17 protein-coding genes are annotated in these 25,041 nt (G+C 41.2%); 10 read left to right on the top strand and 7 right to left on the bottom strand.

All coding sequences use genetic code 11. The features are described from left to right. Nucleotides 1-707 precede the first annotated feature (707 nt). The 6 genes from RMY32_RS31880 (at nucleotide 708) to RMY32_RS31855 (ending at nucleotide 9,047) form a co-directional block, all read left to right on the top strand. Nucleotides 708-1,775 (top strand): response regulator, encoded by a 1,068-nt coding sequence (locus RMY32_RS31880; protein WP_322664619.1) that lies wholly within the window; start codon nucleotides 708-710, stop codon nucleotides 1,773-1,775. Between the two features lie 73 nt (nucleotides 1,776-1,848). Continuing rightward, nucleotides 1,849-2,226, top strand: coding sequence for a PleD family two-component system response regulator (locus tag RMY32_RS31875; RefSeq protein ID WP_322664673.1), 378 nt, complete (start codon nucleotides 1,849-1,851; stop codon nucleotides 2,224-2,226). 4 nt (nucleotides 2,227-2,230) lie between these two features. Beyond that, nucleotides 2,231-2,728 carry a chemotaxis protein CheW gene (locus RMY32_RS31870; protein ID WP_322664621.1) on the top strand — a complete coding sequence of 166 codons (498 nt, stop codon included), beginning with the start codon at nucleotides 2,231-2,233 and terminating at the stop codon, nucleotides 2,726-2,728. 54 nt (nucleotides 2,729-2,782) lie between these two features. Beyond that, nucleotides 2,783-5,077: a methyl-accepting chemotaxis protein gene (locus tag RMY32_RS31865; protein WP_322664623.1), complete on the top strand. Its 2,295-nt coding sequence runs from the start codon at nucleotides 2,783-2,785 to the stop codon at nucleotides 5,075-5,077. A gap of 68 nt (nucleotides 5,078-5,145) precedes the next feature. Further along, entirely contained in the window at nucleotides 5,146-8,118 is a 2,973-nt protein-coding gene (locus RMY32_RS31860) for a hybrid sensor histidine kinase/response regulator (RefSeq protein ID WP_322664625.1), read from the top strand. 674 nt (nucleotides 8,119-8,792) lie between these two features. Continuing rightward, the gene (locus tag RMY32_RS31855) at nucleotides 8,793-9,047 is read left to right on the top strand and encodes a hypothetical protein (protein ID WP_322664627.1); all 255 of its coding nucleotides are present in this window, start codon (nucleotides 8,793-8,795) and stop codon (nucleotides 9,045-9,047) included. A gap of 44 nt (nucleotides 9,048-9,091) precedes the next feature. Here RMY32_RS31855 and RMY32_RS31850 read toward each other — a convergent pair whose 3' ends face one another. Then, nucleotides 9,092-9,310: a hypothetical protein gene (locus RMY32_RS31850; protein ID WP_322664629.1), complete on the bottom strand. Its 219-nt coding sequence runs from the start codon at nucleotides 9,308-9,310 to the stop codon at nucleotides 9,092-9,094. Between the two features lie 351 nt (nucleotides 9,311-9,661). Between RMY32_RS31850 and RMY32_RS31845 the strand changes: the two genes are divergently transcribed. The 3 genes from RMY32_RS31845 (at nucleotide 9,662) to argJ (ending at nucleotide 15,394) form a co-directional block, all read left to right on the top strand. Next, nucleotides 9,662-10,981, top strand: a complete 1,320-nt coding sequence (locus RMY32_RS31845; protein ID WP_322664631.1) for a CHAT domain-containing protein — start codon at nucleotides 9,662-9,664, stop codon at nucleotides 10,979-10,981. 134 nt (nucleotides 10,982-11,115) lie between these two features. Continuing rightward, nucleotides 11,116-13,830, top strand: a complete 2,715-nt coding sequence (locus RMY32_RS31840) for an ATP-binding protein (RefSeq protein WP_322664633.1) — start codon at nucleotides 11,116-11,118, stop codon at nucleotides 13,828-13,830. 400 nt (nucleotides 13,831-14,230) lie between these two features. After that, entirely contained in the window at nucleotides 14,231-15,394 is a 1,164-nt protein-coding gene (argJ, locus tag RMY32_RS31835; RefSeq protein WP_322711318.1) for a bifunctional glutamate N-acetyltransferase/amino-acid acetyltransferase ArgJ, read from the top strand. A gap of 138 nt (nucleotides 15,395-15,532) precedes the next feature. On the opposite strand, the gene RMY32_RS31830 is transcribed toward argJ, so the two are convergent. The 4 genes from RMY32_RS31830 to RMY32_RS31815 form a co-directional block, all read right to left on the bottom strand. After that, a complete protein-coding gene (locus RMY32_RS31830; RefSeq protein ID WP_322711317.1) occupies nucleotides 15,533-16,714 on the bottom strand; it encodes a sulfate ABC transporter substrate-binding protein in 1,182 nt (393 codons plus the stop codon). 340 nt (nucleotides 16,715-17,054) lie between these two features. Further along, nucleotides 17,055-19,244, bottom strand: coding sequence for a xanthine dehydrogenase family protein molybdopterin-binding subunit (locus RMY32_RS31825; protein ID WP_322711316.1), 2,190 nt, complete (start codon nucleotides 19,242-19,244; stop codon nucleotides 17,055-17,057). A 1-nt stretch (nucleotide 19,245) separates the two neighbouring features. Next, nucleotides 19,246-20,310 (bottom strand): xanthine dehydrogenase family protein subunit M, encoded by a 1,065-nt coding sequence (locus RMY32_RS31820; RefSeq protein ID WP_322711315.1) that lies wholly within the window; start codon nucleotides 20,308-20,310, stop codon nucleotides 19,246-19,248. After that, nucleotides 20,297-20,845, bottom strand: a complete 549-nt coding sequence (locus tag RMY32_RS31815; RefSeq protein ID WP_322711314.1) for a (2Fe-2S)-binding protein — start codon at nucleotides 20,843-20,845, stop codon at nucleotides 20,297-20,299. The genes RMY32_RS31820 and RMY32_RS31815 overlap by 14 nt, the downstream gene beginning before the upstream one ends. 593 nt (nucleotides 20,846-21,438) lie before the next feature. Here RMY32_RS31815 and RMY32_RS31810 point away from each other — a divergent pair. Then, a complete protein-coding gene (locus tag RMY32_RS31810; RefSeq protein ID WP_322711313.1) occupies nucleotides 21,439-22,629 on the top strand; it encodes an FAD-dependent oxidoreductase in 1,191 nt (396 codons plus the stop codon). 751 nt (nucleotides 22,630-23,380) lie between these two features. On the opposite strand, the gene RMY32_RS31805 is transcribed toward RMY32_RS31810, so the two are convergent. Together RMY32_RS31805 and RMY32_RS31800 are read right to left on the bottom strand one after the other, a co-directional pair. After that, nucleotides 23,381-23,890: a DUF6174 domain-containing protein gene (locus RMY32_RS31805; protein ID WP_322711312.1), complete on the bottom strand. Its 510-nt coding sequence runs from the start codon at nucleotides 23,888-23,890 to the stop codon at nucleotides 23,381-23,383. Nucleotides 23,891-24,308: 418 nt separating this feature from the next. Next, the coding region (locus tag RMY32_RS31800) for a calcium-binding protein (RefSeq protein WP_322711311.1) at nucleotides 24,309-25,041 on the bottom strand (733 nt) is incomplete at its 5' end.

The following is a 25,041-nucleotide window of genomic DNA, read 5'->3' as shown; positions in this document are numbered from 1 at the left end:
TATAGGACTCATATTTGATTTTTGAAATACACGTAGGTGCGTTATGCCTCTGGCACCATCCTATGGTTTTGGTGCGTTACGCTACGCGATAACACAACGCCAGTTTGCTCAAGTCGGGAGACCATCATTTCCCAATTTATTGAAAAACAACACAGTACAGCAAATAAACTGTTGAATTTTAATTAACGATATTAATATTCATTCCTGAAGTGGGAATCATATAGACAATTGCACTAACAAAAGCTGAGGTAATTTTCATAGTTAATTTATATTAACTTTAAGAAATTTTACTGAAGCATCCATCAGACTCCATATGATTTGGGGAACATCAAGATTTTTTAAGTGTAAATACTGAGAAAAAATCAGTTAGATTTTGGTAACTTAACTGTATTATTTCAGTGACTAACACTTAAAAGTTACTCAAAGGTAAGTGGCCAAATTTAGTCTTTACCTGTTATTGACTTATTATCCAGAGATATTCGGCAAACTCAGTACAAAAAAGTAAGTAATTTAACAATAAATTACGAATTCATGGAGATTTGCCTATTTGAAAATAACTCTGCTGTTAAGTTTATCCACAAATCTGATTGAAAGTCTTGTATTTGATGCTACAAAAAACCGTTAACTCATATTTTGATGGAAATTGTGGCAAAGCTGATGTCCAAATTTAGCTTATACGTATTAAATTTAGCTTAAGAAAAAGCAAAATGAGTACAACCCCTATAGATAGCTACCGATTGATTCAGAAACTGCATCCGCTATCTCTATTAGCACAACTAACTAGTCGTCATGCTACAGGTTGCCTACGGGTATTTACTGGAACTGTTTCTTGGTCAATTAATTTAGAGGAAGGTAAACTGACTTACGCTTCCTATTCAGACAAACTGTTTGAGCGACTCGATAATCATTTGCGGCGTTTGAGTCAAAAGATTCCTACCCTCAACAGCGCCACTCGCGTGCAGATGCGGCTGATGTTTGAACCACAGAGTGAAAATCAGTCGATGCCATATGCAGATTATCAAGCTATTTGCTGGTTGGTTAACCAAGAATATATTAACCTTACGCAAGCAGCAACCCTAATAAACGAATTGGCAAAAGAAGTGCTGGAGTCATTTCTGGTTGTCAAAGAAGGCAGTTATGAATTTTATCCTGAAAGTTCTTGGGATGAACTGCCAAAGTTCTGTCATTTGGACTTGCGGTTACTAGTCGAACACTGTCAAAAGCAGTTACGAAATCGAACAAATATCCAGTCACCAGTTCATTCTGGTGGGGTTTCTCAAGTTTTGCCTACAACTAAGCTACCTCAAAATCAGTCATTTTCCCAAAATGGGCAACAATTGCCCAGACAAAATAATTTTGAGCCTCCTGAAAATAGAAATAACACAGTTACTCCGTCAGGTGGGAGAAAAAGTCTCTATACAATTGCCTGCATTGATGATAGTCAAACAGTGTTAAATTCTATCAAACTATTTTTGGGTGAAAATGCATTTTCAGTCGTAACAATCAACGATCCACTAAAGGCTTTGATGCAGATTCTCCGCAGCAAACCAGACCTAATTTTACTAGACGTTGAAATGCCAAATTTAGATGGATATGAGCTATGTTCTTTATTACGCAGGCATTCAGCATTTAAGAATATACCAATTATTATGGTGACTGGCAGAACAGGATTTATTGACAGAGCAAAAGCCAAAATGGTCAGAGCATCAGGGTATTTAACCAAACCTTTTACCCAATCAGAATTACTAAAAGTAGTATTTAAACACATTGATTAATTTAGTAAAATTGAGCCGTGAAAAATTTCAGCCAATTTTATTAAAACCAACTTATTTTTTAGGAGATTTAGGAGTGAGTCTTACCTTGGTTGGCACAATTCTGATTGTAGAAGATTCCCCCAGCGAATTAGAACTAATGAGCCATTATCTCAAAGAAAGTGGTTACAACGTCATTAAAGCTACTGGTGCTAAAGAAGCTCTAGAAAAAGCTTTATTACAAAAACCAGATGCGATTGTTACTGATGTAGTCATGCCAGGAATGAGTGGATTTGAGTTATGTCGCTCTTTGAAAAAAAATCCGGCAACTCAAAAAGTACCGATAGTCATTTGCAGTTCTAAAAATCTAGAGATCGATCGACTCTGGGCCATGAAACAAGGTGCTGATGTCTATGTGACTAAGCCATATACACGCGAGCAACTATTACGTGCTATTAAATCAGTGGTGTTTTAAATCAATGAATCATTCTCAAATTGTATTTGCCGAAAAACCAACACAAAATAACTTAGTAGATAGTTATCTCAAGTTTCAGCTAAATCAACAGACTACTGCTGTTTTATCAATGAAGCACGCGCAAGAAGCGGTGGTTTTGCCCATTGAAGCTGTAACTTCCATGCCAAACATGCCTGCTTGCATTCTAGGATTAATGAATTGGCGGAGTCGGATAATTTGGGCAGTTGACCTGCCAAGAATGCTTAATTTAGAAGCACTAGACCATAAACTATGGCAATACAATGCGATAGTTATCAAAGTAGAATCACTGATTTTAGGCTTAGTTGTACAAGAAATAAAAGGTACAACTAAATTCATGCCTGATGACATTCGTTCTCCTATTGGACAAGTGACATCGAGTTTAGTTCCTTATTTACGTGGGTGTGTTGTGCAACAAGAAGAAACCTTGCTGGTATTAGATGCACAAGCTATTGTAGATTCTTCTATTCTCCGCAGTGATTAGGTACTACTAAATAGAGTTTTAGTTTTCTCATTACCTATTCAGGAGAATTCCAGTATGTTTAATAAAACTGACATGGCTAAGAGTAGTGATGCTCAAAATCGAGCAGCGTTCATTTCATCTCAAAAAGTTACTGATGGTCTAGTACAGCTGCCAACTAAATCTAATACTGTAACTGCTAAAAATTTCCCTTGGAATGACGCAGTTACTTATTTCAAGCGGCTGAGCTTGGGGACAAAAGCTACAATTTTTGCGATCGCTATTGGTACTATACCAACATTGGCAATCGGTGCGATCGCTTATAGCTTTACCCATAAATCAATTACTAAGCAAATTATCCAATCTCAAGAAGCGGCAACCATTGATTTATCCAACACAGTCAATCGCTTTATGTTGGGAAAATATAGAGATATTCAGGTACTCTCAAATCTGCCATTCCTGACCAATCCCCAAATTACGAACAATCAAGAAAAACAAGCAATACTAGATAATCTTGTTAAGGCTGACAAAGCCTATAACAGCATTGCGGTCTTCGATATTGAAGGTAACTCGATTGTCCAATCTACTGGTGAACCTCTGGAAAATCAAAAAGACCGCAACTATTTTCAAGATATTCTCCAACAAAATGCAGTTGTGATTAGCAAGCCAGAAAAATCACTAAATACCAATATAGTGAGCATTATCATAGCTGCACCAGTTAAAGATATCAACACCGGCCAAACCATTGCAGTAGTACGTGCAAATATGCCCGTAACAGCTTTAGGAGAGGTCATTCAAAACTATACAGGCAATGGAAAACAATACCATTTGCTCGATGACTCTGGGAAAGTTTTTCTGACTCCCCAAAAAGAATTCATGGGGAAAGACGCGAAAGCCGAGTATCCTGGTTTAGCTCAACTATTAGCAGCCCAAAAAGTTAATACTTACACAACAGTTCAGAAAGTTCAGCAACAGCAAGAACTTGTTAGTTACGTACCATCGAGAAAACTAGAAGGCTTACCAAGTTTAAACTGGCAAGTACTTCTATCCACAGATACAGCAATCGCCTTTAAGCCTCAAAGACAATTGCTGTGGACAATAGCAATCCCCACAGTACTAATAGCATTGATTGTGGCCGCGATCGCAGCTTGGATAGCCAAGCGCGCCACACAGCCAATTTTAAATGCAACTGCGGCATTGGCAAAACTCGGCCAAGGTCAACTCAATACCCGTTTAGAGACGCAAAGAGAAGATGAGTTAGGCGTATTGAGTGCAAATATTAATCAAATAGCCGCGCAATTGCAGGTTTTGACCATAGAACAAGCAGAAATAGCACAAACCAAGACTACACCAGCTTCCAAAGAAGAACTAGAACAAACAGAAGCACTGCAACAACAACTTTTAGAACTGCTCAACAACGTAGAAGGTGCAGCCAGAGGCGATTTGACAGTGCGTGCAGACGTAACCACGGGGGAAATTGGTACTGTTGCTGACTTTTTTAACTCTATCGTCGAAAGTCTGCGAGATATTGTCACCCAAGTCAAACAAGCTGCTACCCAAGTAAATGGCGCAATTGGTTCCAATGAAGGAGCCATTCGCCAACTAGCAGAAGAAGCACTCAAACAAGCTGCCGAAATCAATCGCACCCTGGATGCTGTTGACCAAATGACGCATTCCATGCAAGCCGTCGCCGCCAGTGCCCAACAAGCAGCAATTGTTGCTAACCATGCTGCTGACAACGCTACCAAGAGCGGTCAAGCCATGGATTTGACTGTATACAACATCCTTTCTTTACGAGAAACCGTTGGTGACACTGCCAAGAAAGTCAAACGTCTGGGAGAATCTAGCCAACAAATTTCTCGCGTGGTGTCCTTGATTAATCAAATCGCCATGCAAACCAACTTACTCGCCATTAACGCCAGCATTGAAGCAGCACGAGCTGGTGAAGAAGGGCAAGGTTTTGCAGTGGTTGCGGAAGAAGTCGGCGAACTAGCAGTCCGGAGTGCCGCAGCAACCCAAGAAATAGAAGAAATTGTGGAGAACATCCAACGGGAAACCAGCGAAGTGGTGCAGGCAATGGAAATAGGAACCACCCAAGTGGTGGAAGGCACCCGCATTGTCGAAGAGGCTAAGCAAAGTCTGAGTCAGATTTTGGATGTATCGCGTCAAATTGACTCCTTAGTACAGTCGATTTCCACTGCAACTACATCTCAGGTAGAAACATCAAAAACTGTCAGCCAATTGATGAAAGATATTGCTGCCGTTTCACAACGCACCAGCGATTCTTCACGCCATGTTTCTGAATCTTTGCAACAAACTGTCGAGATTTCCCACCAATTGCAAGAAACTGTTGAGACTTTCAAGGTTAGTTGATTGATGACGACTGTACAGACGCGATTAATCGCGTCTCTATTAATGACAACTGACGAATAACAAAAACCATGTCACAGGATAAAGAACTAGAAATCCAGATGCAGTTTCTGGAAGAAGCAACAGATTATCTGAATACCTTGGAAGGGGTATTGCTGGAATTTGATAGTAACCGCATCGATTTAGAGAAAATCAACGCTGCACTCCGAGCCGCTCATTCTATTAAGGGTGGTGCGGCGATGATGGGATATCGCTCGCTAAGCGATTTAGCTCATCGATTGGAAGATTCGTTTAAAGTCTTAAAAACCCGTAAAAATTCTCTAGAAATTGACACGCAGTTGCAAAGTTTACTGCTCTCTGGAGTTGACTGGTTGCGGCAGATAGTACGGTTACTCTCAGAAAAAAATTCCATAGAAGAGCAGTGGTTGGCAAGTTTTTGTTACCCAGTTTTTGACGAACTGCGCGATCGCCTGGGCGAACCCACCCCTGAAGATGCTACAACTATGCTATCGCCGGAAGATGGGCAAGACATTATTCCTTTGCTGTTTGAAACAGAAGTCGAAGGATGTTTGCAACGCCTAGAATCTGTGTTGGCAGATAGGGAACAACCATGCTTGCAAGAAGAAGTTGCCATCATGGCAGCTGAATTGGGCGGTTTGGGTGAAATGCTGCAATTGTCAGCTTTTACTCAACTTTGTGAATCAATCAAGCAGCACATAGAAGCCCCAGAACCCGAACGCGTTCCTGTAATTGCTCAGTTAGCATTACAAGCATGGCGGCGATCGCAAGCTTTAGTATTGACCAATCAACGTGATAGTCTACCTACAGATATCGATCTGGCTAGTTATATACCACCCGAACCATCGGCAAAACCGGAAGTAATCGCACATCTGGTTACAGATGCAGCCGATACAGAAGCTGAAATAATTGCCGTCAATTTTATATCCGACGATGTAGTGGCTGATGAGATGGATACTGTCACTATTCCAGAGGCAAACACGGTATTAGCTAGAGAAATTACCACCACAGATTATAAATTTGTCGAATCTAGAGAACCAGTTACAGTAGGCAAAGACCGAGAAACGCACGAAAACACAGTCCGCGTTCCCAGCAAACAACTCGAGCAAATTAACGACTTATTTGGAGAACTTATTGTCCAGCGGAATGGACTGAACTCCCAGTTAGAAAAATTACGCAAACTCGTGCGGCATTTGAGTCAGCGAGTGCAACTTCTCGACCGCGAAAATCAGGAATTACGTACAGCATACGACAAAATAACTACGCAAAATGTCATCTCTTCTGGTGTGCTGCTGGCTGAGAATGTAGAACATCATGATGATATTCAGCAAGCACAAGCTATAGCCAGATTTGATGCCTTAGAAATGGATCGCTATAACGAATTAAACTTGCGATCGCAAGAAGTTATGGAAACCATTGTTCAGGTACAAGAAGTTTCTACTGATATTCAATTAAGCGTTGATGATACAGATCAAATTGCTCGCAAACTCAGCAAAACATCCAAACAACTACAGACAAAGCTTACCCACGTGCGGATGCGCCCATTATCCGATCTAGTCGAGCGTTTTCCTAGAGCTTTGCGCGATTTAAATGTAGAGTATGGCAAAAATGTACAATTGAAAATTGAAGGTGGCAATACCCTTATTGAACGCAGCATTTTAGAAGCTTTGAACGATCCTTTAATGCACCTGTTAAGGAATGCCTTCGATCATGGTATTGAAGACCCTGCCACCCGCCAAACCTTGGGTAAACCAGAACAAGGATTAATTGAAATTACAGCAAGTCACCGCGGCAATCGCACAATTATTACGATGCGTGATGATGGTCAGGGCATTTCTTTAGAGAAAATTCGCTCTCGCGCCCTAGCTATGAGATTAGATGCCGCTTTAATTGATAATGCTAGTGATGAAGAACTGTTATCACTAATTTTTGAACCAGGATTTAGCACCTCCGACCAAGTTACAGCATTGTCTGGTCGCGGTGTCGGTATGGATGTGGTTCGTAATAACCTCAAATTGGTTCGAGGAGATATTAAAGTTGATACTGAACCGGGAGTTGGCACTGCCTTTACACTGTCGGTACCGTTTACTCTTTCCGTGGCACGAGTCCTGCTGGTAGAAAGCAATAGAATGCTATTGGCATTCCCTACGGATGTCGTTTCCGAAATATTTTTACTCCAAAACGAGCGAATTTTCCCAATGGCAGGTAGCGAAGTCCTGAATTGGCAAGGAACCATGCTGCCACTGATTCGCCTTAGCCGATACTTTGAGTTTAATTGCCCACGTTACGATAGCCCAGAACTAGAAACTCCCCCAGCGATTAATGCTAGCAGCGTCTTAGTAGTCAAAGGCAATAATCAGCCAGTAGCAATACAAGTAGACCGTTGCTGGGGCGAACAGGAAGTTGCGATTCGCCAAGTCGAAGGAAATATACCTTTACCTGAAGGCTTTAGTAACTGCACAATTCTTGGTGATGGTCGCGTAGTGGCATTAGTTAATACCAATGAATTGCTGTATTGGATTGCGACTAATCAGCAGACTCCTAGAAATAACCAATTACCATCAGCAAGATTGAAAACACCGTTTCTGTTTTTTGATGCTGAGAAACTAGCAAAAACTCCTGTTAAACAGAAAGGGACAATTTTGATTATTGATGACTCAATTAATGTGCGTCGCTTCTTAGCTTTAACTCTTGAGAAAGGAGGGTATCAAGTAGAACAAGCTAAAGATGGTCAAGATGCTTTAGAAAAACTTGAAAGTGGCTTGAAAGTCCAAGCGGTGATTTGCGATATTGAAATGCCTCGCCTTGATGGTTATGGCTTCTTAGGTCGTCTGAACTCAAATGTCAGCCTAAAAAATATACCAGTTGCCATGCTCACTTCTCGTAGTAGCAATAAACATCGACAACTAGCAATTCAATTAGGTGCAAGAGCTTATTTCTCTAAACCTTACAACGAGCAAGAATTACTCCGCACATTGGAGGAAATAATTTGTAGTAATGTAGCAGAAACAGCAATGTCTAATTGAGTTGAAAAACTTGGTAATGGGAATGGGCAATGAAAATTCAGAATTTTGAATGCTGTCACATTTCCCATCCAATTCTCAAGTCGGAAATAGTAAAGTTATCAATTTTTTTCAGAGTCGCTTTCTCAATATATAGCAAATTTTAGATAAGCTTACTAGAGAGCGATCGCTTGATTAATTTGCCCATTATATTGATATGCTTTTATTAGCCATTTGTCTACTTTTAAATATTCTTTTGTAGCCGGAGAAGCACTGAAAAAATTTTTAATGCTTGAATTGCTTCTTTGTGGCATTTTTTAGTAAGGGCTTGATATCCAGTATTTGTAAGCTCAGCCGCTTGTGCGGGAGTAAGTGAGGTTTTAAAGTTTTTATTGTCTACAAATTATATTTGGCAAAACCCATTACTAGCAAGCAAATGCCGTCTGTTTTGCTGCTAGTGTTAGGAAAAACGTAACTTTTGCTACATTTTTCTTAAGTTGGTTATTATATGTTTTTACCAATAAAGTTGGTGTTAAACTCATTTGAGTTATTAATAACTAGCTTACTGAGTCTGGCTTGAGATTAATCAAAAGCCTGAATCGTTATACCTCCATGCACCTTTCGCAGATAAATCAGGCAGATGGGTTACTCCAACCCGTCTGCTAATTTTCTTTAAAATTTAACAGGTGTAAATAGCAATGGCAGAACAATCTGATTTTTTATCCGATCTATCTGATTTCTTATATCCACAAAGTTGTTATTACGGTCAATTCAAGCCAGAGTACTTAGTTTTTAACGCAAATCTACAAGAATTTGCTCAAAGGGTGAGCTACATTAGTAACCTGCAAAGCAATGGTAAGCTTTCTCCTCAAGAGGCGTACAACCAAATTAAAAGCCTCTGGAAACAATTGAAACGTGCTAAAAAAGAACTCAAAATCACCTCTTCTACTTGAGTGAATTCTGTATAGCAAACAAGAGTAAATATGAAAGCTAGCTTTTAAAAGCTGATATTTTCTTCAATAGAATCCAAGCGTTTGCGCTGTCTTAACCACTCTTTACAAACTTCTTGGGTAAGTTGTATTTCTTCGTCAGTTAAAAGCTCATCTGGTTTTTCAGATGCTAGAATCTCTGCGGCTCTGGCAGCTTTGCGGTAATTTATACCGTATTTAACTAGCTGCGTGTGCAATAATTTATTTTTGTCTTGACGAAAACTCATTTTTATGCAAATTGAGTATTTTTCAAACTTCTTCTCTAGTTTTCACAAATCATAGAATCAGTACTTCTTACCTAAGATAGATAAGTCAGTAACTTAATATTTTGCTTAGATTTATTTGGAACGGTTACAGTTCACAATAGTTGGTACTATTGCAAGGTTGTCAATACATCACATGTCAGATTTTTCGCAAGATTAACCCAGCAATCATCAAGCCTCAACCGACTTGCCAGATAAAGCGTAGGGGTAGAAAAGTTGCGGTTCTGTGAGTATTTAAAACCTTTACGCCCAGTCTCTAGGTTTACCTCAGTATTACAGTGGTATGCTGGTGAATAATTTGACTTTTATCTTCTAGTGAACAGTGATATTCCCGTAAAAATCCTGTTTTTAGCTGCCGATCCTAGTGATGATTCTCGGCGGCGTTTGGGACAGGAGTTGCGAGATATCAAACAAAGGCTGCAATTAGCAAAACAGCGAGGAAATCACCAGCTAGAACAGCGAGAGTCTGTGCGTGTAGAGGATATCACTCAAGCAATATTTGATGTTAATCCCCAGATCGTACATTTTTCTGGGCATGGTAAAAGTACAGGCGAGCTTTGCTTTGAAAATAAAGTGGGTCAAATTCAGGCAATAGAACCTGAAGCTTTGGCAGCAATGTTTGCATTATTCACACAAGTTAATTGTGTGGTGCTGAATGCCTGTTATTCTGAGGTTCAGGCAAAGGCGATCGCTGAACATATCCCCTTCGTAATTGGGATGAATGATACTATTGGCGATGCAGCTGCGATCGCATTTGCTGTCGGTTTTTACAAAGCATTAGCGGCAAAGCGTTCCATCGAAGAGGCTTTTAAGTTTGGCTGTGTGGAAATTCAACTCCAGGGTATTCCAGAGCATCTCACACCAGTGATTTATGTAAAAAAGAATTTAATTCCTGATGGAACGCTGAATCTTACTGTCACCGAGAATTTAATTACCAATCCTTTCATTCCTCAACAAGGGAGAGTAGAAGACCCGCAATTATTTTTTGGACGAGAACGGGAAATTGGGCGGATATTTGAGGTACTGAATAGTGGCAGTAGTGTGGCTTTAATTGGCGAAGAGGGTATTGGAAAATCTTCTGTATTATGGGCTATTTGTCAACAGGCAGAAACTCACCTCAAACGTCAGCAAGTTTTCCTAGACTTGAATTGGCTTCATGATGAAAATGAATTCTATGGTGCTTTGTGCTACGAGGTAGGTATCTCAGAAAGTAAGGGTTATATGCTAACTCGCAATTTACGAGATAAAAGAGTGCTGTTGGCTATAGATAACGTGGGAAAGCTTACTTGGAGTGGGTTTACTCGCCAAGTACGAGATCAATTACGCGGTTTAGCTGAGGGGCGTGATGCTTCTCTGCGGTTGATTTTAGCTGCCAGCGAACCTTTAGACAAGCTATTTAACGACAGTCAGGATAACGGCAAAACATCACCACTAGCAGGTATTTGCCAAGAGGAAAATGTAAAAGCTTGGGACGAAACCCGCGTCCGTGCTTTTATTGCCAGCCGTCTGGCTATGACTTCTGTGAGGTTTACAGAGCGAGAAATTATCCAACTGATCCAAGAAAGTGGGGGACATCCTCAGAAACTAATGCGACTTTGCGATCGCACTTACCTTCGTTACATGGAGGGTGTGTAATGAAATACACAGTTTTGACCTCTCCCCCAACCCCTCTCCTGCGAGGAGAGGGGAGCAAGATTACTCCCCCTTCCCTTACAGGGAAGGGGGCTGGGGGGTTAGGTTCTTCACAAGTGAAGATGGAAGCCGAATAAATGAGCCAACAGCCCTCTGTACCTCGCCTAGACTTAACGCCCAAATTGAAGCGCCCCCTCTCGCTATGGAACCCCTTAGATTATTTGCGCCTGTTGTACTGGGTGTTTTTCTTTCCCCAAGCTTTGCGGTGGTATGTAGATAGATTTGGAGGTTGGTATATTCCTGAAGAAGAAATGAATTGGCAGAAGGTATGGGAGTGGCTGCGTCAAAATCCTATCCAGCGTCAGCTACTTTTTCAAGGATTGATAGTAAAAGTAGCTACACTTTTGAATTTAAGCCTAATTTTACAAACAGTAAATGTTCCTTTTGACTGGTTCGGCGTGGTGTTTGGTGTGGGAGTTGGTCTGGCGGTTGGATTGGGGGTTAACGTGGCAGTTGGCGTGGCGGTTGGTGTGGCATTTGGCGTAGTAGTTAACGTGGTGGGTGGTGTGGTGTTTGGCTTGGGAGGTCTGACAGGTGGCATTACGGCTAGCGTGGCGGCTGGCGTGGGAGGCTTGACGAGTGGTGTGGCGTTTGGCGTGGCGGTTAACGTGGCGTTTGGTGTGTTCGGAGGCTTAGCATTTGAGGTGTTCGGAGGCGTGGCGTTTGGAGTGGCATTTGGCGTGTATGTGGGCGTGGCATTTGGCGTGTTCGGAGGCGTGGCGTTAGAAGCAACGGTTGGACTGGCAAAGGGCACAGTGGTTGGTGTAGTGGTTGGTGTAGGGGTTGGTGTGGTCGGAAGTTTAGCAGTGCTGCGTCCAGACATGTGGCTGATTGGCTCACTCTTAAACTTGCGAATCGTTCAAAACGGTAGTCGCTTCTTTCCTCGCATAACTCCCCTGCCTCTGCCTTATCTTGATCTTCGCTTACAAAATTGGCTGCAACAGAATTGGGAAATCGGTTTACATAATACTAATCAATTTCTGGCATATACTCTGCAATTTATTCCTGTTGTACAAGCAGTTAATCGGGTACTAGCTACAACTTCTTCAGACCAAATTATTTGGCGTATCTCTCGGCTAGCCGAAGCTCCCTTTGATTGGAAGCTAATCCTTTTTGCCTCAGTTCCTCTGGATGAATATCTAAAATTAGAATTAATAGAAGCTTTTTTCATCTTTCCTTACTCTTGGCAGTATAGGTTGCGTGCTAGTTTACTACTAGATACCCGCTTGGATACTCCTGCTCGTGCTACTGCTGCTGGTTTCTGGTATCTGCATGAAAAACAACCAGCAAAAGCAATGGAAGCTTTTATTGTAGTGCGTTCTCTGCTTTACGGTGAGGAAATGTATATCCTCGCCCAAACTCTAGCAACTTTCTACAAAGCTAAACAATTAGCTGCTGTCGCTACTCTGGAAGTGCCTGCTTTTCCACAGGAACCTTTTTTACGTCCCAATGTTTGGAATGCTCTTATTAGTCTGCGTCAAGTTGTAGAAGATGTCCAGCTATTAGAGCGCAGCTTGTCTGGTATAGCTAAGTCTTTGGCTTTTAGTCATTCTTTGGGCAAACTCACAAATATACTAAACACAGCCGACACCTTGCCACAAGCTGAGCGAGGGCTAATTATAGATATTGCTCAAACTTGGAAAGACTGTCTTTTACAAATTGCTGGTGAGATAGGAGAAATTTCCATCACTCAGCCTGTAACTAATCCTTATGTAATCGGTGACCCCGTTCAAGATACTCTCTTCGTCGGTAGGGAAGATGTAATCGCTCAGTTAAAAGAACTTTGGGTAAATAGTCATCAACTACAGTCTGTAGTTCTCTACGGTCATAGGCGCATGGGCAAGACTTCTATTTTGCTCAATGCTGCTCAATGTTTGGAGTCAGGAATACAGTTAGCCTATGTCAACCTCTTGCGTTTGGGAGATAGCCCGCAAGGCGTAGGAGAGGTGTTAATAGCGATTAGTGATGAAATTTCGCAAGTTGTCAAACTTCCACCCCCAACTGATGCTGATTTACTTAACCTCCCATACCGGAATTTTGAACGCTATTTAAAACAAATAACAACACAACTCAAAGATGGGTTAATTATCGCCTTAGACGAGTTTGAGAAAATTGAAGATTTAATTGATGCGGGAAAAATCCCTCAAGACTTTATGGGTTATTTGCGGGGATTGGTGCAAATGAGTCCTAAAGTTGCTTTTGCCTTGGCTGGCTTGCATACCTTGGAAGAAATGACAGCAGATTACTTTCAGCCTTTCTTTGCCAGTGTTATCCCCATCCATGTAGGGTTTATGCGACGTGCAGCTACCCGCCAAATTTTGGCTAACCCAGGTGAAGACTTTCCCCTCGACTGCACCCCGGAAGCTTTAGATGAAATTTATGTGCTGACGCATGGTCAACCATATTTAGTCCAGCTAGTAGGATTCCAGCTAGTGCGCCGCTACAATGACTTTGTTTTTGAGCAAGGACATTCCCGCGATCCAGTTTTCACGGTAGAAGATGTGGAAGCTGTAATTAACGATCCTGAGTTTTTTAAACGGGGAAGCTACTACTTTGATGGGGTTTGGGGTCAGGCGGCGCGGGGTGCGGGTGGCCAGCAGGCGATACTACAGGTACTTGCACCTTACCCAGAGGGTTTAAATCTGGATGCTTTAGCTCATTCTACAGGTCTGGGTAGAGAGAATATACAGTCAGCGCTACATGCTTTAATGCGTCATGATGTGGTTGAGGAAATTGAAGGAAATTATCGAATTATAGTAGAACTATTTCGCCGCTGGATTTTACGAGAATAAGTAGTCGGACAGAATTAATTGCACAATGTCATTGCGAATGGAGCGAAGCGTAATGTAGACGCTTCTGCGGCTTCCCGCAGGGTAGCAATCGCATAGGTCTTGTGATTGCTTCGCTCCACTTCGTTACACTCGCAATGACTGTAAATATTCAGGACTTACGCACTCAGATCCCCCAACCCCCTTAAAAAGGGGGCTTTAGAAGTTCCCCCCTTTTTAAGGGGGGCTAGGGGGGATCTAGGTTTCAGGCTTCAGTGCGTAAGTCCTATAAATGAGATTGTGAAAACTTTTGTTATGGTTCTCCTCGATCATTTGTTATTACAAATGACAAATGACAAATGACAAATGACTAATAACTGAACTTGATATGAGATAATTAACCCAAATTATTAAATATTGAAAAATGTCATTGACTATATCTTCTACACCTCAAGGTTTTAGTGCATTCATCACGAATTTAGGAATACGAGATACAACTGATGATTTTGTATTGATGAAATCATCAGTTCCTTGTGTTGCAGATGGAGTTTTCACTCAAAGTCTTTTTGCCGGGCCAAGTGTTACTATTAGCCGCGAGAATTTAAAAGATTCACAAGCACAAGCAATTGTCGTTATATCTAAGAATGCAAATGTAGCTAATGGTTCGGTTGGCATCGCTGATGCTCAAGAAGTTCTACAATTAGTTGCAACTGAAACTGGAATTGCTGCACATAATATCGCGATCGCTTCTACAGGTGTAATTGGCAGACGTTACCCCATTGAAAAAATCCGGGCTGGTTTATTAGGATTGGGCAAAAAATTGACTGATGCTGATTTTCATGCCGCCGCTCGTGGTATTATGACCACCGATACAGTAGCGAAACTAGCTACACGACAAATAGGAAATGCCAAGCTAGTAGGAATTGCCAAAGGTGTTGGCATGATTGAGCCGAATATGGCTACTCTCCTAACTTTCTTTTTTACTGACGCGGCAATTTCTGCAAATAGCCTTCGTTCTATTTTTCGCTCTACTATAGATAAAACTTTTAATTGCTTGAGTGTAGACACTGATACTTCTACTAGTGACTCTGCTGTAATTCTTGCTAATGGAATAGCGGGTGAAGTTTCAGAACCAGATTTTGCTAAGGCATTGCAAGAAGTTGCACAAGAATTAGTGCTGAAAATTGCACGAGATGCAGAAGGTGCTACTAAAATAATTGAGGTAACTGTAGATTCAGCGATTAACTATACACAAGCTAAAACAGTAGCGAAAGCAATTGTAAATTCACCATTAGTAAAAACTGCTGTTTATGGAGCAGATCCGAATTGGGGAAGAGTTGCTATGGCTATAGGCAAATGTGAAAACGAACAGCAGATAAATCAAGATAAAGTTGTTATTAGTTTTGATAATGTAAAAGTTTATCCTAGTAGCTTAACTGAGGAAAATCTAGAACAGTTACGGCAAATTATGTCTCAAGATAAAGTAGATATTCATGTTAGCCTTAATATTGGCGATGCCTCTGCAACTGTATGGGGTTGCGATCTTTCAGAGGGTTATATAGAAATTAATGGTAAATACTCAACTTGATTAGACTTCTTGCACAAATGCAAAATTTGCCCTCATCCCCTAACCCCTTCTCCCAAAATTGGGAGAAGGGGAGCGAATTTCAAAGTCACTCTGTCAAACTTGAGTGAGGACTTTTGATTCATTAGACCTCTGTAAAGGTTAAGTTAACTTTCTGGCTCGAATTTTGTCAAAGATTGTACCTTCATCAAAGAATTTTGCCTGAATCTCGTCCCATCCTCCTAAATCTTCAGCTTTGAAGATAGTTTTAATTTGGGGAAAATTGGCTTCTGTTTCTTTGGCGATCGCCAGGTTAACGGGACGAAATCCCAATTTGGCAAACTCTCGTTGCGAATCTGGGGTGTAGAGAAATTTGATAAATGCTTCTGCAACAGAGCGAGTACCGTGTTTATCGACATTTTTATCGACAACCGCTACAGGATTATCGATAGAGATATTAATATCAGGTACAATATATGGCAGCTTTTCACCATTTTTTGCCGCTACAATCATCTCTTTTTCATAGTTGAGAAGAACATCACCTTGACCATCTTTGAAGAACAGTTCGCTGGCATTTCGAGCAGTTTTGGGTAACACAGGTGCATTATTATAGACTTTAGAAATGAAGTCTATTGCTTGATTTTCGTTTTTGCCAGTATCGATCGCCGAACTCCAGAGATTAAGAAAACTCCAACGAGCCGCACCAGAGGTTTTGGGATTAGCTGTAATTATCTTGACGCCATCTTTTGCCAAATCTGCCCAAGTTTTGATATTTTTGGGATTACCTTCACGAATAGCGATCGCATCTACAGATTTGGTAACAATTGCATTATTAGGCGCTTCTTTTTCCCAATCTGGTTGAATAAAACCCGCTTCAACAAGTTTATTAATGTCAAGGGGAAGTGACAAATGTACCACATCAGCTTCTTTGCCTTCAATCACTGCTGCAAGAGTTTGGGAAGCTGACGCATCATAGCTTTGATTGAAAGTGATATTTTGGTTGTGTTCTTTCTTCCATTGTTTGATAAACTTGGGAATTATCTGCTCGTATGCTGCACTAGTAACTGAGTAGGAAACAAAGGTTAGGGTTATATTAGGTTGAGAAGCTGCGCTAGCATTACTAGTGTAATTGACATTACGTAAAGAGCAAGCAGCTAACAGGATACTCAAACTAATTCCAGCCAAAAATAGAGAGATAATGCTCCACGAAGAATGTCTATAAAACCAATTTTGTATTGGTTGTATGTACCACTGTTTTATGAACTGCAAAGGTTTAACAATACAAGTGGAAAATAATTGAATTAAATATCTCCTGAGTTGAGGAGTAGGTTGCCACTGGTTCATCAAATTTTTCCTTTAATCTGTAGTATTTTAAACGAGATACTGTATGTAAAAAATTATTATAAAACGTGGTTAAAGAAAAATATTTTTTAGAAACCTAATATTAATAATAAATATTGGAATGTTCATCAGAAACATTGCAATATTCATGGCAAACATTGCGACATTCATGGCAAACATTGCGACATTCTTGACAAACATTGCAACATAACTAATTAGGCGGACATGATATTACAGCTATTTTCAGCTAAATAGACCACGCGGTAGGGGCGCAAGCCCTTATGCCCCTACAACAGCTGTGGTTCAAATAGATGATTTCTGCTGTAATTACAAACCGATTCGCTCACAACAACTTATCTGGTGTAATTGGCAGATCGCGAATCCGCTTACCTGTGGCATGATAAACTGCATTAGAGATGGCAGCGGCTACCCCAACAATCGGAAGTTCGCCCAGGCTTTTAGTTCCTAGTGCATTCACATAAGGATCGCGTTCGTCAATAAATTGCACTTCCATATTGGGGATATCTGCATGAACGGGAATTAGGTAATCGGAAAGGTTAGCACCAACTATTCTGCCCTGATTAGGATCTATTACAGTTTTCTCCATCAGCGCCATACCAATTCCCCAGGTAATTCCGCCGATAACTTGACTGCGTGCTGTCTTGAAGTTGAGAATTCGCCCAGCATCATAAACGCCTACGCAACGTCTAACTTTGATTTCTCCTAACAATTCATCAACTGCAACTTCGACAAATATCGCCCCAAATGAGTGTTTGGCATATTGTTGGCTGTCTGGATTGAGTGAGGATTCCTCTGTAACTTCTAAACTTTCTAATCCGTGACGGTGCAGAATATCAGTGTAGCTGTCTCGCTTTGATGGGTCTTGTTTTGAAAATATTTGCCCTGAGTCAACGGCAATATCTTCTGCTTGCAAGCCGTAAAGCAAAGAACTTGCATCTGCGATCGCCATTTTAATTATCTTATCCCGTGCAGCGATCGCAGTTTGATGCACCGCCTGCGAAACACTCGCAACTGTAACTGAGTTCCCTGTAATCGGGGCCTTGGGAAGATTAGTATCACCTAATTCAAACTGCACTGGTAATCCCAATACTTCAGCAGCTACCTGCGTCATCACTGTATAAGTACCTGTACCGATATCTTGAGTACCGCTTTGTACTTTCACTTCTCCAGTGGCAAAAATTTCTACCTTGACTGATGCAGTTCTAGCATTGGTGGGAAATGTCGCACTTGCCATTCCCCAACCAATCAGGAAATAATTGTCTCGCATGGAACGGGGAATTGGATTGCGTTGTGACCAACCAAAAATTTCTGCCCCTTTTTGATAACATTCTTTCAGGGATTTACTTGACCAAGGTAATCCTTTGTGCGGATCGATATCTGCATGATTTCTTAATCTTAGTTCAATTGGATCGATATTTAAGGTGTATGCCAATTCATCCATTGCCGATTCTAAGGCAAACATTCCCGGCGCTTCTCCTGGCCCCCGCATAAAGGTTGGTGTGCCGGCGTTGATCCGTCCCAAACGGTATTTAATTTCCAAATTGGCACAGGCGTACATCATGGTTGTTGCTGCACCCACTGGTTCGGCAAAGTCATCAAATACGGAAGTTAAAGATGTCCCAATTTGCTCAATGATAGTTAGTTTACCTTCTTTGGTTGCACCTAATGTTAGCTGCTGCTGAGTTTCAGAACGGTGGCCGCAAGCAGTGTACATTTGCGATCGCGTTAGCACTACTTTTACTGGGCGTTTTACTTGCCGAGCGGCGATCGCTGCTAAAATCGTATGCGATCGCAGTAGTGCTTTACAACCAAATCCACCGCCTAAATATTTGGAGATGACGCGGACATTTTCTTCGGGAATATTCAGAATAGATGCGATTTGGCTTTGGGTTGCAGAAACGCCTTGAGTGGTTTCATAGAGCGTCAAGTTATCTCCCTCCCAGATTGCGATCGTTGCAGAAGGCTCTAGGGGATTATGATGTTCTACTGGCGTAGTATAAACTTGCTCTACTAAGACATCTGCCTGGACTTTTCCCGATTCAACATCCCCTCTGGTGATTTTAGCTGGCATCATCCCAAAAAATATCGATTCGGGTTCAAACATCTCTGTATGTGCCATTGTCACTGTCGGAATGGCTTCTTCGTAGATAATTTTTATCTTACAGGCAGCAGTTTCGGCTTCTTCTAAAGTTTGGGCAATTACAACCCCCAGATGTTGACCATCGTAGTAGATATTATGGTCTTTTTCAGTTGACTGAGGTTGTGGAGGCCCAAAGAAAGGTATTTTTATCAGAGATGGGGTTTGTTGATAAGTAACCACATCTAGCACACCAGGAGAGACTGCGGCTGCGGATGTGTCTATTTGGATAACTTTACCGCTAGCGATCGCGCTTTGAAAAATCACTCCATAAGTTAAATTCTCGATTGGCACATCGGCTGTATAAGGTGCTTCTCCCGTTACTTTCAGCTTACCATCAACGCGATCGAGTGGTTTCCCAATAATTTTATTCATATCAATTAATTATTACTCCTCTTCCTTGTCCCCTGCTCCCCTGCTCCCCTGCTCCCCTGCTCCCCTGCTCCCCTGCTCCCCTGCTCCCCTGCTCCCCTTCTGTCACAACTGAAAGTGCGCGTACCAAAGCGCGTTTGACTAACTCAATTTTGAATTGATTATGCGTTTGCGGTTTTGCTTCTTTGACGGCGGTTGCGGCTGCGGCTGTAAAGATATCTTCGTTACTTTCTTTCCCTTTGAGAAATTCCTCAGCTTCCCTTGCACGCCAAGGTTTGGGTGCTACTCCTCCAAAAGCGATGCGTGCTGATTTTATCGTGTCTTGTTCTATATCTAAAGCAACAGCTACGGAAACGAGAGCAAATTCGTAAGCAGCTCGATCCCTTACTTTTAAATAATGGGACTTATATGCAAAATCGGGAACTTCAATCGCAACAATTAATTCTTCAGGCTGTAATAAAGTTTCTTTTGCTGGTGTCTCGCCTGGTAAGAGATAAAAATCATCAATTGAAATTCGCCGTGATGTTTCTATTCCTTGGATGCAAATCACTGCATCTAATGCCGTCAAAGCTACAGCTAAATCGGAAGGATGAACCGCAATGCAATGTTCGCTAGCTCCGAAAATGGAATGCATTCGATTGTTACCTGTAATTGCCGAACAACCTATACCGGGAGTGCGTTTATTACAAGGAAAAACCGGATCGCGAAAATAACCACAGCGGACTCGTTGCAGTAAATTCCCACCCACTGTTGCCATATTTCGCAGTTGCGGTGAAGCGCTTTGTAATAAAGCTTGGCTAATTACCGGATAACATTCCTGAATTTGGGGATGAAAAGCCACATCGCTCATTCGAGAAATCGCACCAATGCGGATTCCTTGAGGTTGAAATTCAATATTTGCTAAGGGCAAACTATTAATATCAATTAATACATTCGCTGTTTGGACTCCATCTTTCATTAATCCCAGTAAATCTGTGCCCCCAGCAATAAATACAGCAGTTTTCTCTTGCTCAACTATTGCGATCGCCACTTCTTCTGAGGTAACTTTAGCATAACTAAATGGCTGCATCTTGCTTTTCCTCTAGCACATCTCGAATCGCCGCAATAATATTTGGATATGCTCCACAACGGCAAAGGTTTCCACTCATGTTTTCTCGAATTTCTGCTTCAGATTTTGGTAATTCTTCTAATATCATCCCTACGGCTGAGATAATTTGACCTGATGTACAGTAGCCACATTGAAAAGCATCATGAGTAATAAAGGCTGTTTGCATAGGATGGAGTTTCCCATCTTGTGCTAATCCCTCAATTGTGGTAATTTCAGTACCGATGTGCATGATTGCCAAAGTCATACAAGAGTTAATACGCCGATTATTAACTAATACTGTACATGCACCACATTCACCGCGATCGCAAGCTTTTTTAGTACCCATCAAACCCAGCTTTTCTCGAAGTGCATCTAGTAATGTAACACGAGGTTCTATCTTCAAGGAGTAAGATGTCTTATTAACATTCAGCGATAATTCTACTTCCTCTGAAGCGAATATTTTCACTTCCTGGGTAAGTGAGTCTGAAGTTCTTGAAGCTAAGGAATTTTCTGCCATGTCTCATGTAGATAATAATTACATCATTTACTATACTAGCGATAAAAGTCTGCGGTTGTTCTAGCGTTACTTCCTGACATTTAGAATCCAAGGTAACGGCAATAACGGATGGCAAAAGGCATAAATAGCTAACCTCTCAAGCAATCACTTGTGGGTAATTTACAATCAGCGGCAATGAACTCACTTAAACCAATACATACAGAAGCTGCCTAAAATTTCATCCAAACTCTTTTTCACAATTTTTTTGAATATGAAAATAATACAGTAAGCTTAGTGAGCTTACAGGAAGTTTATGAAAATTAAAAGTCAAATTTAATGAATTTATCGCTTAAATCGACGTAATGGTATTTATTTACGTTTGTCGAATTAGGAAAAAATGCTGAAGCGTGCAGTTTTTGTTACTACCAGCAACCGCAAAATTGATGACAATCCATTAAAATACGAATTCAGGGTTGATTCTTAAGGAAGATTGACTAAAAAACTACTTAGGAGTCAAAGTAATAACTGTGGATCTAGCTAAAAGATAAAGTTGCCTTCAGACATGGAATAAGTGTATATATTCATGGGAATATTCGGCATTCTGACTTAATAATATGAACACAAACACTCAGAAATTATCCCAACCCATAGTAAAGAAAGTTGCTATTGTCGGTGCTGGCCCAGGCGGTTTAGCTGCTGCGATCGCACTGAGAAGCCAAGGGATAGAGGTGCAAGTATACGAAAAAGCCCAAGAATTTCGTCCGGCGGGAACTGGACTAGGGCTAGCTCCCAACGGCTTGAATTCTCTAGATGCGATCGCGCCGGGAATTGTCGAAACTCTCAAAAGTTCGGGATGCGAGGTTCACCACACGGTTTTAAAGAGTATTCAAGGAGAAACAATCCGAACTAACGCAACTAAATATTTAGAGCAATACGGACAACCGTTATTGACTGTTTGGTGGTATCGTCTACAACAAGTCTTAGCATCGAGATTGCCGTCTGATATCATTCACCTCAATCATCGCTGCATCGGCTTTGAGCAAGATGCAAACGGTGTAAAAATTCATTTTGATGGCAAAAAATCGGTAGATGCAGATTTGCTGATTGGGGCTGATGGCGTTAACTCTGCGATCAGAGAAACTTTATTTGGCGAGGGTAAGCCTAATTATATCGGTAGTATGTGTTGGCGTGCCGTCATTGAGTATCGCCACGAGCTATTTAATGACTATGACCTAGTTTTTGCCAAAGGCAATCAACAGTTTATGTACCTTTTGAATGTGGGCGGCGGCTATACCAGTTGGATTAGTCGGAAGTTCTCGCCTGAGTACTCGCTTTCGCACAGCGCTGATGAAGTGAAGTCTCGTATTCTCCATGAATTAGCTGACTGGGATAAATCCTTTCGGGAGGTGGTAGAAGCGACACCAGCCGAAGAAATTTGGGAAGGGCCGATTTGCGATCGCCCACCGTTAACTCAATGGAGTCAAGGCAGAGTCACTCTCTTAGGCGATGCCGCTCATCCAATGGCGCCTGCAATGGGACAAGGAGCCAATACCACTTTTGAAGATGCATACCAACTACGAGAGTGTTTTTCTGATTCAGCTAATCTGCAAGAAGCTCTGACTAGCTACGAACAGTGTCGCATCGAGCGGACAAAACCCATTCAAGCTCGTAGTGCCTTGGGTGAAATGCGGTACTACGACATTAACACCGTGGCATCTACTGGGCAGACGCAAGAGCGGCAAATGAGTATGAATGATGATTTTCACAAATGGGTGTATGACTTTAAGCCATCTGTAAAAAGTTAAATTATAGTGTGGTATTAGTAAAGTTCCTGCGATCGCAACTACTGCATAAACCTACAGCAAGCACTAATCTTATCGAGTAATTTGAGGCTAGCAGAAATAACTGTTTTTAGTCAAGCCCTCAAACACAATAAATTCGTTGAATAATTGAGAATTAGTCGCACAAAATCAATATAACTTAATCAAAGTGTTAATTTTTATGAAAAGCTAATAGCTATTCAATACAGTTAAGAATTAGGGATTACCAAGAAATAAATTATCCACTCTTATGGGGTGGACATCTTGTCATTGGTGTCAACTTAGCGTGAAAACCAGCCTAGAACCAGCTTTTAGATATTGTCTCGTTCCCCTGCTCCGACTGGAATGCCGTCCTAGAGGCTCCGCCTCCCTTGCTGGCGGCAGAGCCGCCAGGAGCAAAATTTCCAGCCTCTAGGCTGGAAACGAGATTTGAAAAGGCTTTTAGCTTAACTTGACACCAATGACATCTTGTCCGCCCTATGAACTGGGCTTTCGTGTCGCCCACCCCACAATAAAAGTTGTATATTTTTTTAATTGGAAATCCCTTAGCAACCAAATCCAGATGTAGAGACGCGATAAATCGCGTCTTGAAAAACCAATTATCTACACGAATGACCTTTAACTCAAGCGTATTGGATCGCTATTAGCTTTTTGGGGTAAATTAAAGTATTAAATCCCGCTTTGGAGTTGCTAATTTACCCCTATTTCCGGTTGAGATTAAGCGCAATTAATCAGTTTAGCGTCTAGTTTTCAGTTCCTGAAAATTTTCAATTGTCAAAAAGATTTCTTCATCAGCTATTTGACTATTGTAATCGATATTAATTTTAGTGGGATAGCCAAGTTTAGCATTGTATTCTACATTCAGGTTGAATGCCTTACGGTTGATAGCATCTTGAATCACATTAAAGAGTTCGGGAATTGTATCGTATTTTTGAAAGAATTCTGGATTAACTGGTTGACCTGTAGCTACAGAAGTGACTGAAATTGGTTGACCATTACGTACTTGAATAACTACTGGGCCTCTAGCATCTGGTATGCAGAAGCAACTGTTGCTAACCGTAATGCGATAGTTAGAAATATTTGCCTGTTCCCACAAACGCTTATTAAATTTCAATCGTCTTGAATTCAAGCTATTATTCGTTTGCGTTTGATATTGTGCTTTCTCTGCGCTAGTTTCGGATATAGCTGGTAAGTTCATACTTAGAGAAAGCAATAGTGTTGCACTGATAATGATAGGTAAACGCATGTTAATCGATTTATTAGGTTACAAAATCTTTCTCTTATTATACTACAGCAAAATTTTGCTTGTTTACAATATTCTGCTTAAATAAACTTTATTTTTCATTAAATTTTTATATAAATAAATAAAGCTGTATTTTTAATAATGTTCATCCATAATCTGACTTTCAAGACAGAAATTAGGAACTTTTTGGTAATGTTTTTGATCGCCTAAAATTGCCTCTTTTTCCAAAGCAATGTCTACGGCTGACTACGCCTTTGCAGCCTCGTACTTCATGCAAAAGAAAACTGCTGTATAATCCTCCCCATATTTAAAGTATGAGGAGGATTCAATTATCTTTAATTAGCAACATTGATGATTGCTAATTACTATTTCGCTGTCAGCTTGCAGACATGCCTTAGCTTCTATGGATTTTGAGAGATGTTTACGCAACGATCTCAAAGTTTGTCGCTGATAATAATGGTGGGGCTGTGAACTGATTGTTATCGTTATCAATGTTGGCAAACAAACTACCTGTCCCATAGCCTGGTGATGTCAAGTTTTGGTTGAAGAACAAGTTGCCAGTTCCAAGACTGTAAGTAATGAGTCCAGAGCTAGTTGCAGCGGCTGCATCATTAGCTACTATCTTAATTTGGGACAGATTATTGAGTCCGGCAAAAGTCGTCTTATCGAGGACAATTTTATCGCTAAAGTAGCTGAAGTCAGTAATTTTATCTACACCGAGATCGGCACTATTGTACCCAGTACCTGAGTTGAATACAAAGCGATCGCCACCAGCACCACCAGTCAGAATGTCATTACCTTTACCACCTCGTAAAATATCATTACCAGCATCTCCATAGAGTAAGTCATTGCCAGCACCACCATAGAGAACGTCATTACCCTCACCACCGAAGGCTCTCAACGTTGTCGCTGTGCCACTACCATCCAGGAAGTCATTGCCAGCCCCGCCTGTGAACCATACCGCATTTACAGAAGTTCCTGACAGGTTGTTGACATCGAGGATGTCATCACCACCACCACCATTGATTTCAAACCTTTCTGCACTGTCTACAGTCAGAGTGAAAGGAACCAAGTTCAGGCGATCGAAGATTGCTCTGCCTTGAGCATCTTGTTGCAGGCGGAAGTTGTCTCCTACACCCGCGCCGTTGACCTCA

This window comes from Nostoc sp. ChiSLP03a (genome assembly GCF_034531215.2).
GTDB lineage: Bacteria > Cyanobacteriota > Cyanobacteriia > Cyanobacteriales > Nostocaceae > Nostoc.
This window is presented reverse-complemented; position numbering and strand designations above follow the sequence as displayed.

What these genes read in the sequence shown, in the direction of transcription:
- RMY32_RS31880 (WP_322664619.1), top strand. Translation starts at nt 708, where the DNA reads ATGAGTACAACCCCTATAGATAGCTACCGATTGATTCAGAAACTGCAT.
- RMY32_RS31870 (WP_322664621.1), top strand. Translation starts at nt 2,231, where the DNA reads ATGAATCATTCTCAAATTGTATTTGCCGAAAAACCAACACAAAATAAC.
- RMY32_RS31865 (WP_322664623.1), top strand. Translation starts at nt 2,783, where the DNA reads ATGTTTAATAAAACTGACATGGCTAAGAGTAGTGATGCTCAAAATCGA.
- RMY32_RS31860 (WP_322664625.1), top strand. Translation starts at nt 5,146, where the DNA reads ATGTCACAGGATAAAGAACTAGAAATCCAGATGCAGTTTCTGGAAGAA.
- RMY32_RS31855 (WP_322664627.1), top strand. Translation starts at nt 8,793, where the DNA reads ATGGCAGAACAATCTGATTTTTTATCCGATCTATCTGATTTCTTATAT.
- RMY32_RS31850 (WP_322664629.1), bottom strand. Translation starts at nt 9,310, where the DNA reads ATGAGTTTTCGTCAAGACAAAAATAAATTATTGCACACGCAGCTAGTT.
- RMY32_RS31840 (WP_322664633.1), top strand. Translation starts at nt 11,116, where the DNA reads ATGAGCCAACAGCCCTCTGTACCTCGCCTAGACTTAACGCCCAAATTG.
- argJ (WP_322711318.1), top strand. Translation starts at nt 14,231, where the DNA reads ATGTCATTGACTATATCTTCTACACCTCAAGGTTTTAGTGCATTCATC.
- RMY32_RS31830 (WP_322711317.1), bottom strand. Translation starts at nt 16,714, where the DNA reads ATGAACCAGTGGCAACCTACTCCTCAACTCAGGAGATATTTAATTCAA.
- RMY32_RS31825 (WP_322711316.1), bottom strand. Translation starts at nt 19,244, where the DNA reads ATGAATAAAATTATTGGGAAACCACTCGATCGCGTTGATGGTAAGCTG.
- RMY32_RS31820 (WP_322711315.1), bottom strand. Translation starts at nt 20,310, where the DNA reads ATGCAGCCATTTAGTTATGCTAAAGTTACCTCAGAAGAAGTGGCGATC.
- RMY32_RS31815 (WP_322711314.1), bottom strand. Translation starts at nt 20,845, where the DNA reads ATGGCAGAAAATTCCTTAGCTTCAAGAACTTCAGACTCACTTACCCAG.
- RMY32_RS31810 (WP_322711313.1), top strand. Translation starts at nt 21,439, where the DNA reads ATGAACACAAACACTCAGAAATTATCCCAACCCATAGTAAAGAAAGTT.
- RMY32_RS31805 (WP_322711312.1), bottom strand. Translation starts at nt 23,890, where the DNA reads ATGCGTTTACCTATCATTATCAGTGCAACACTATTGCTTTCTCTAAGT.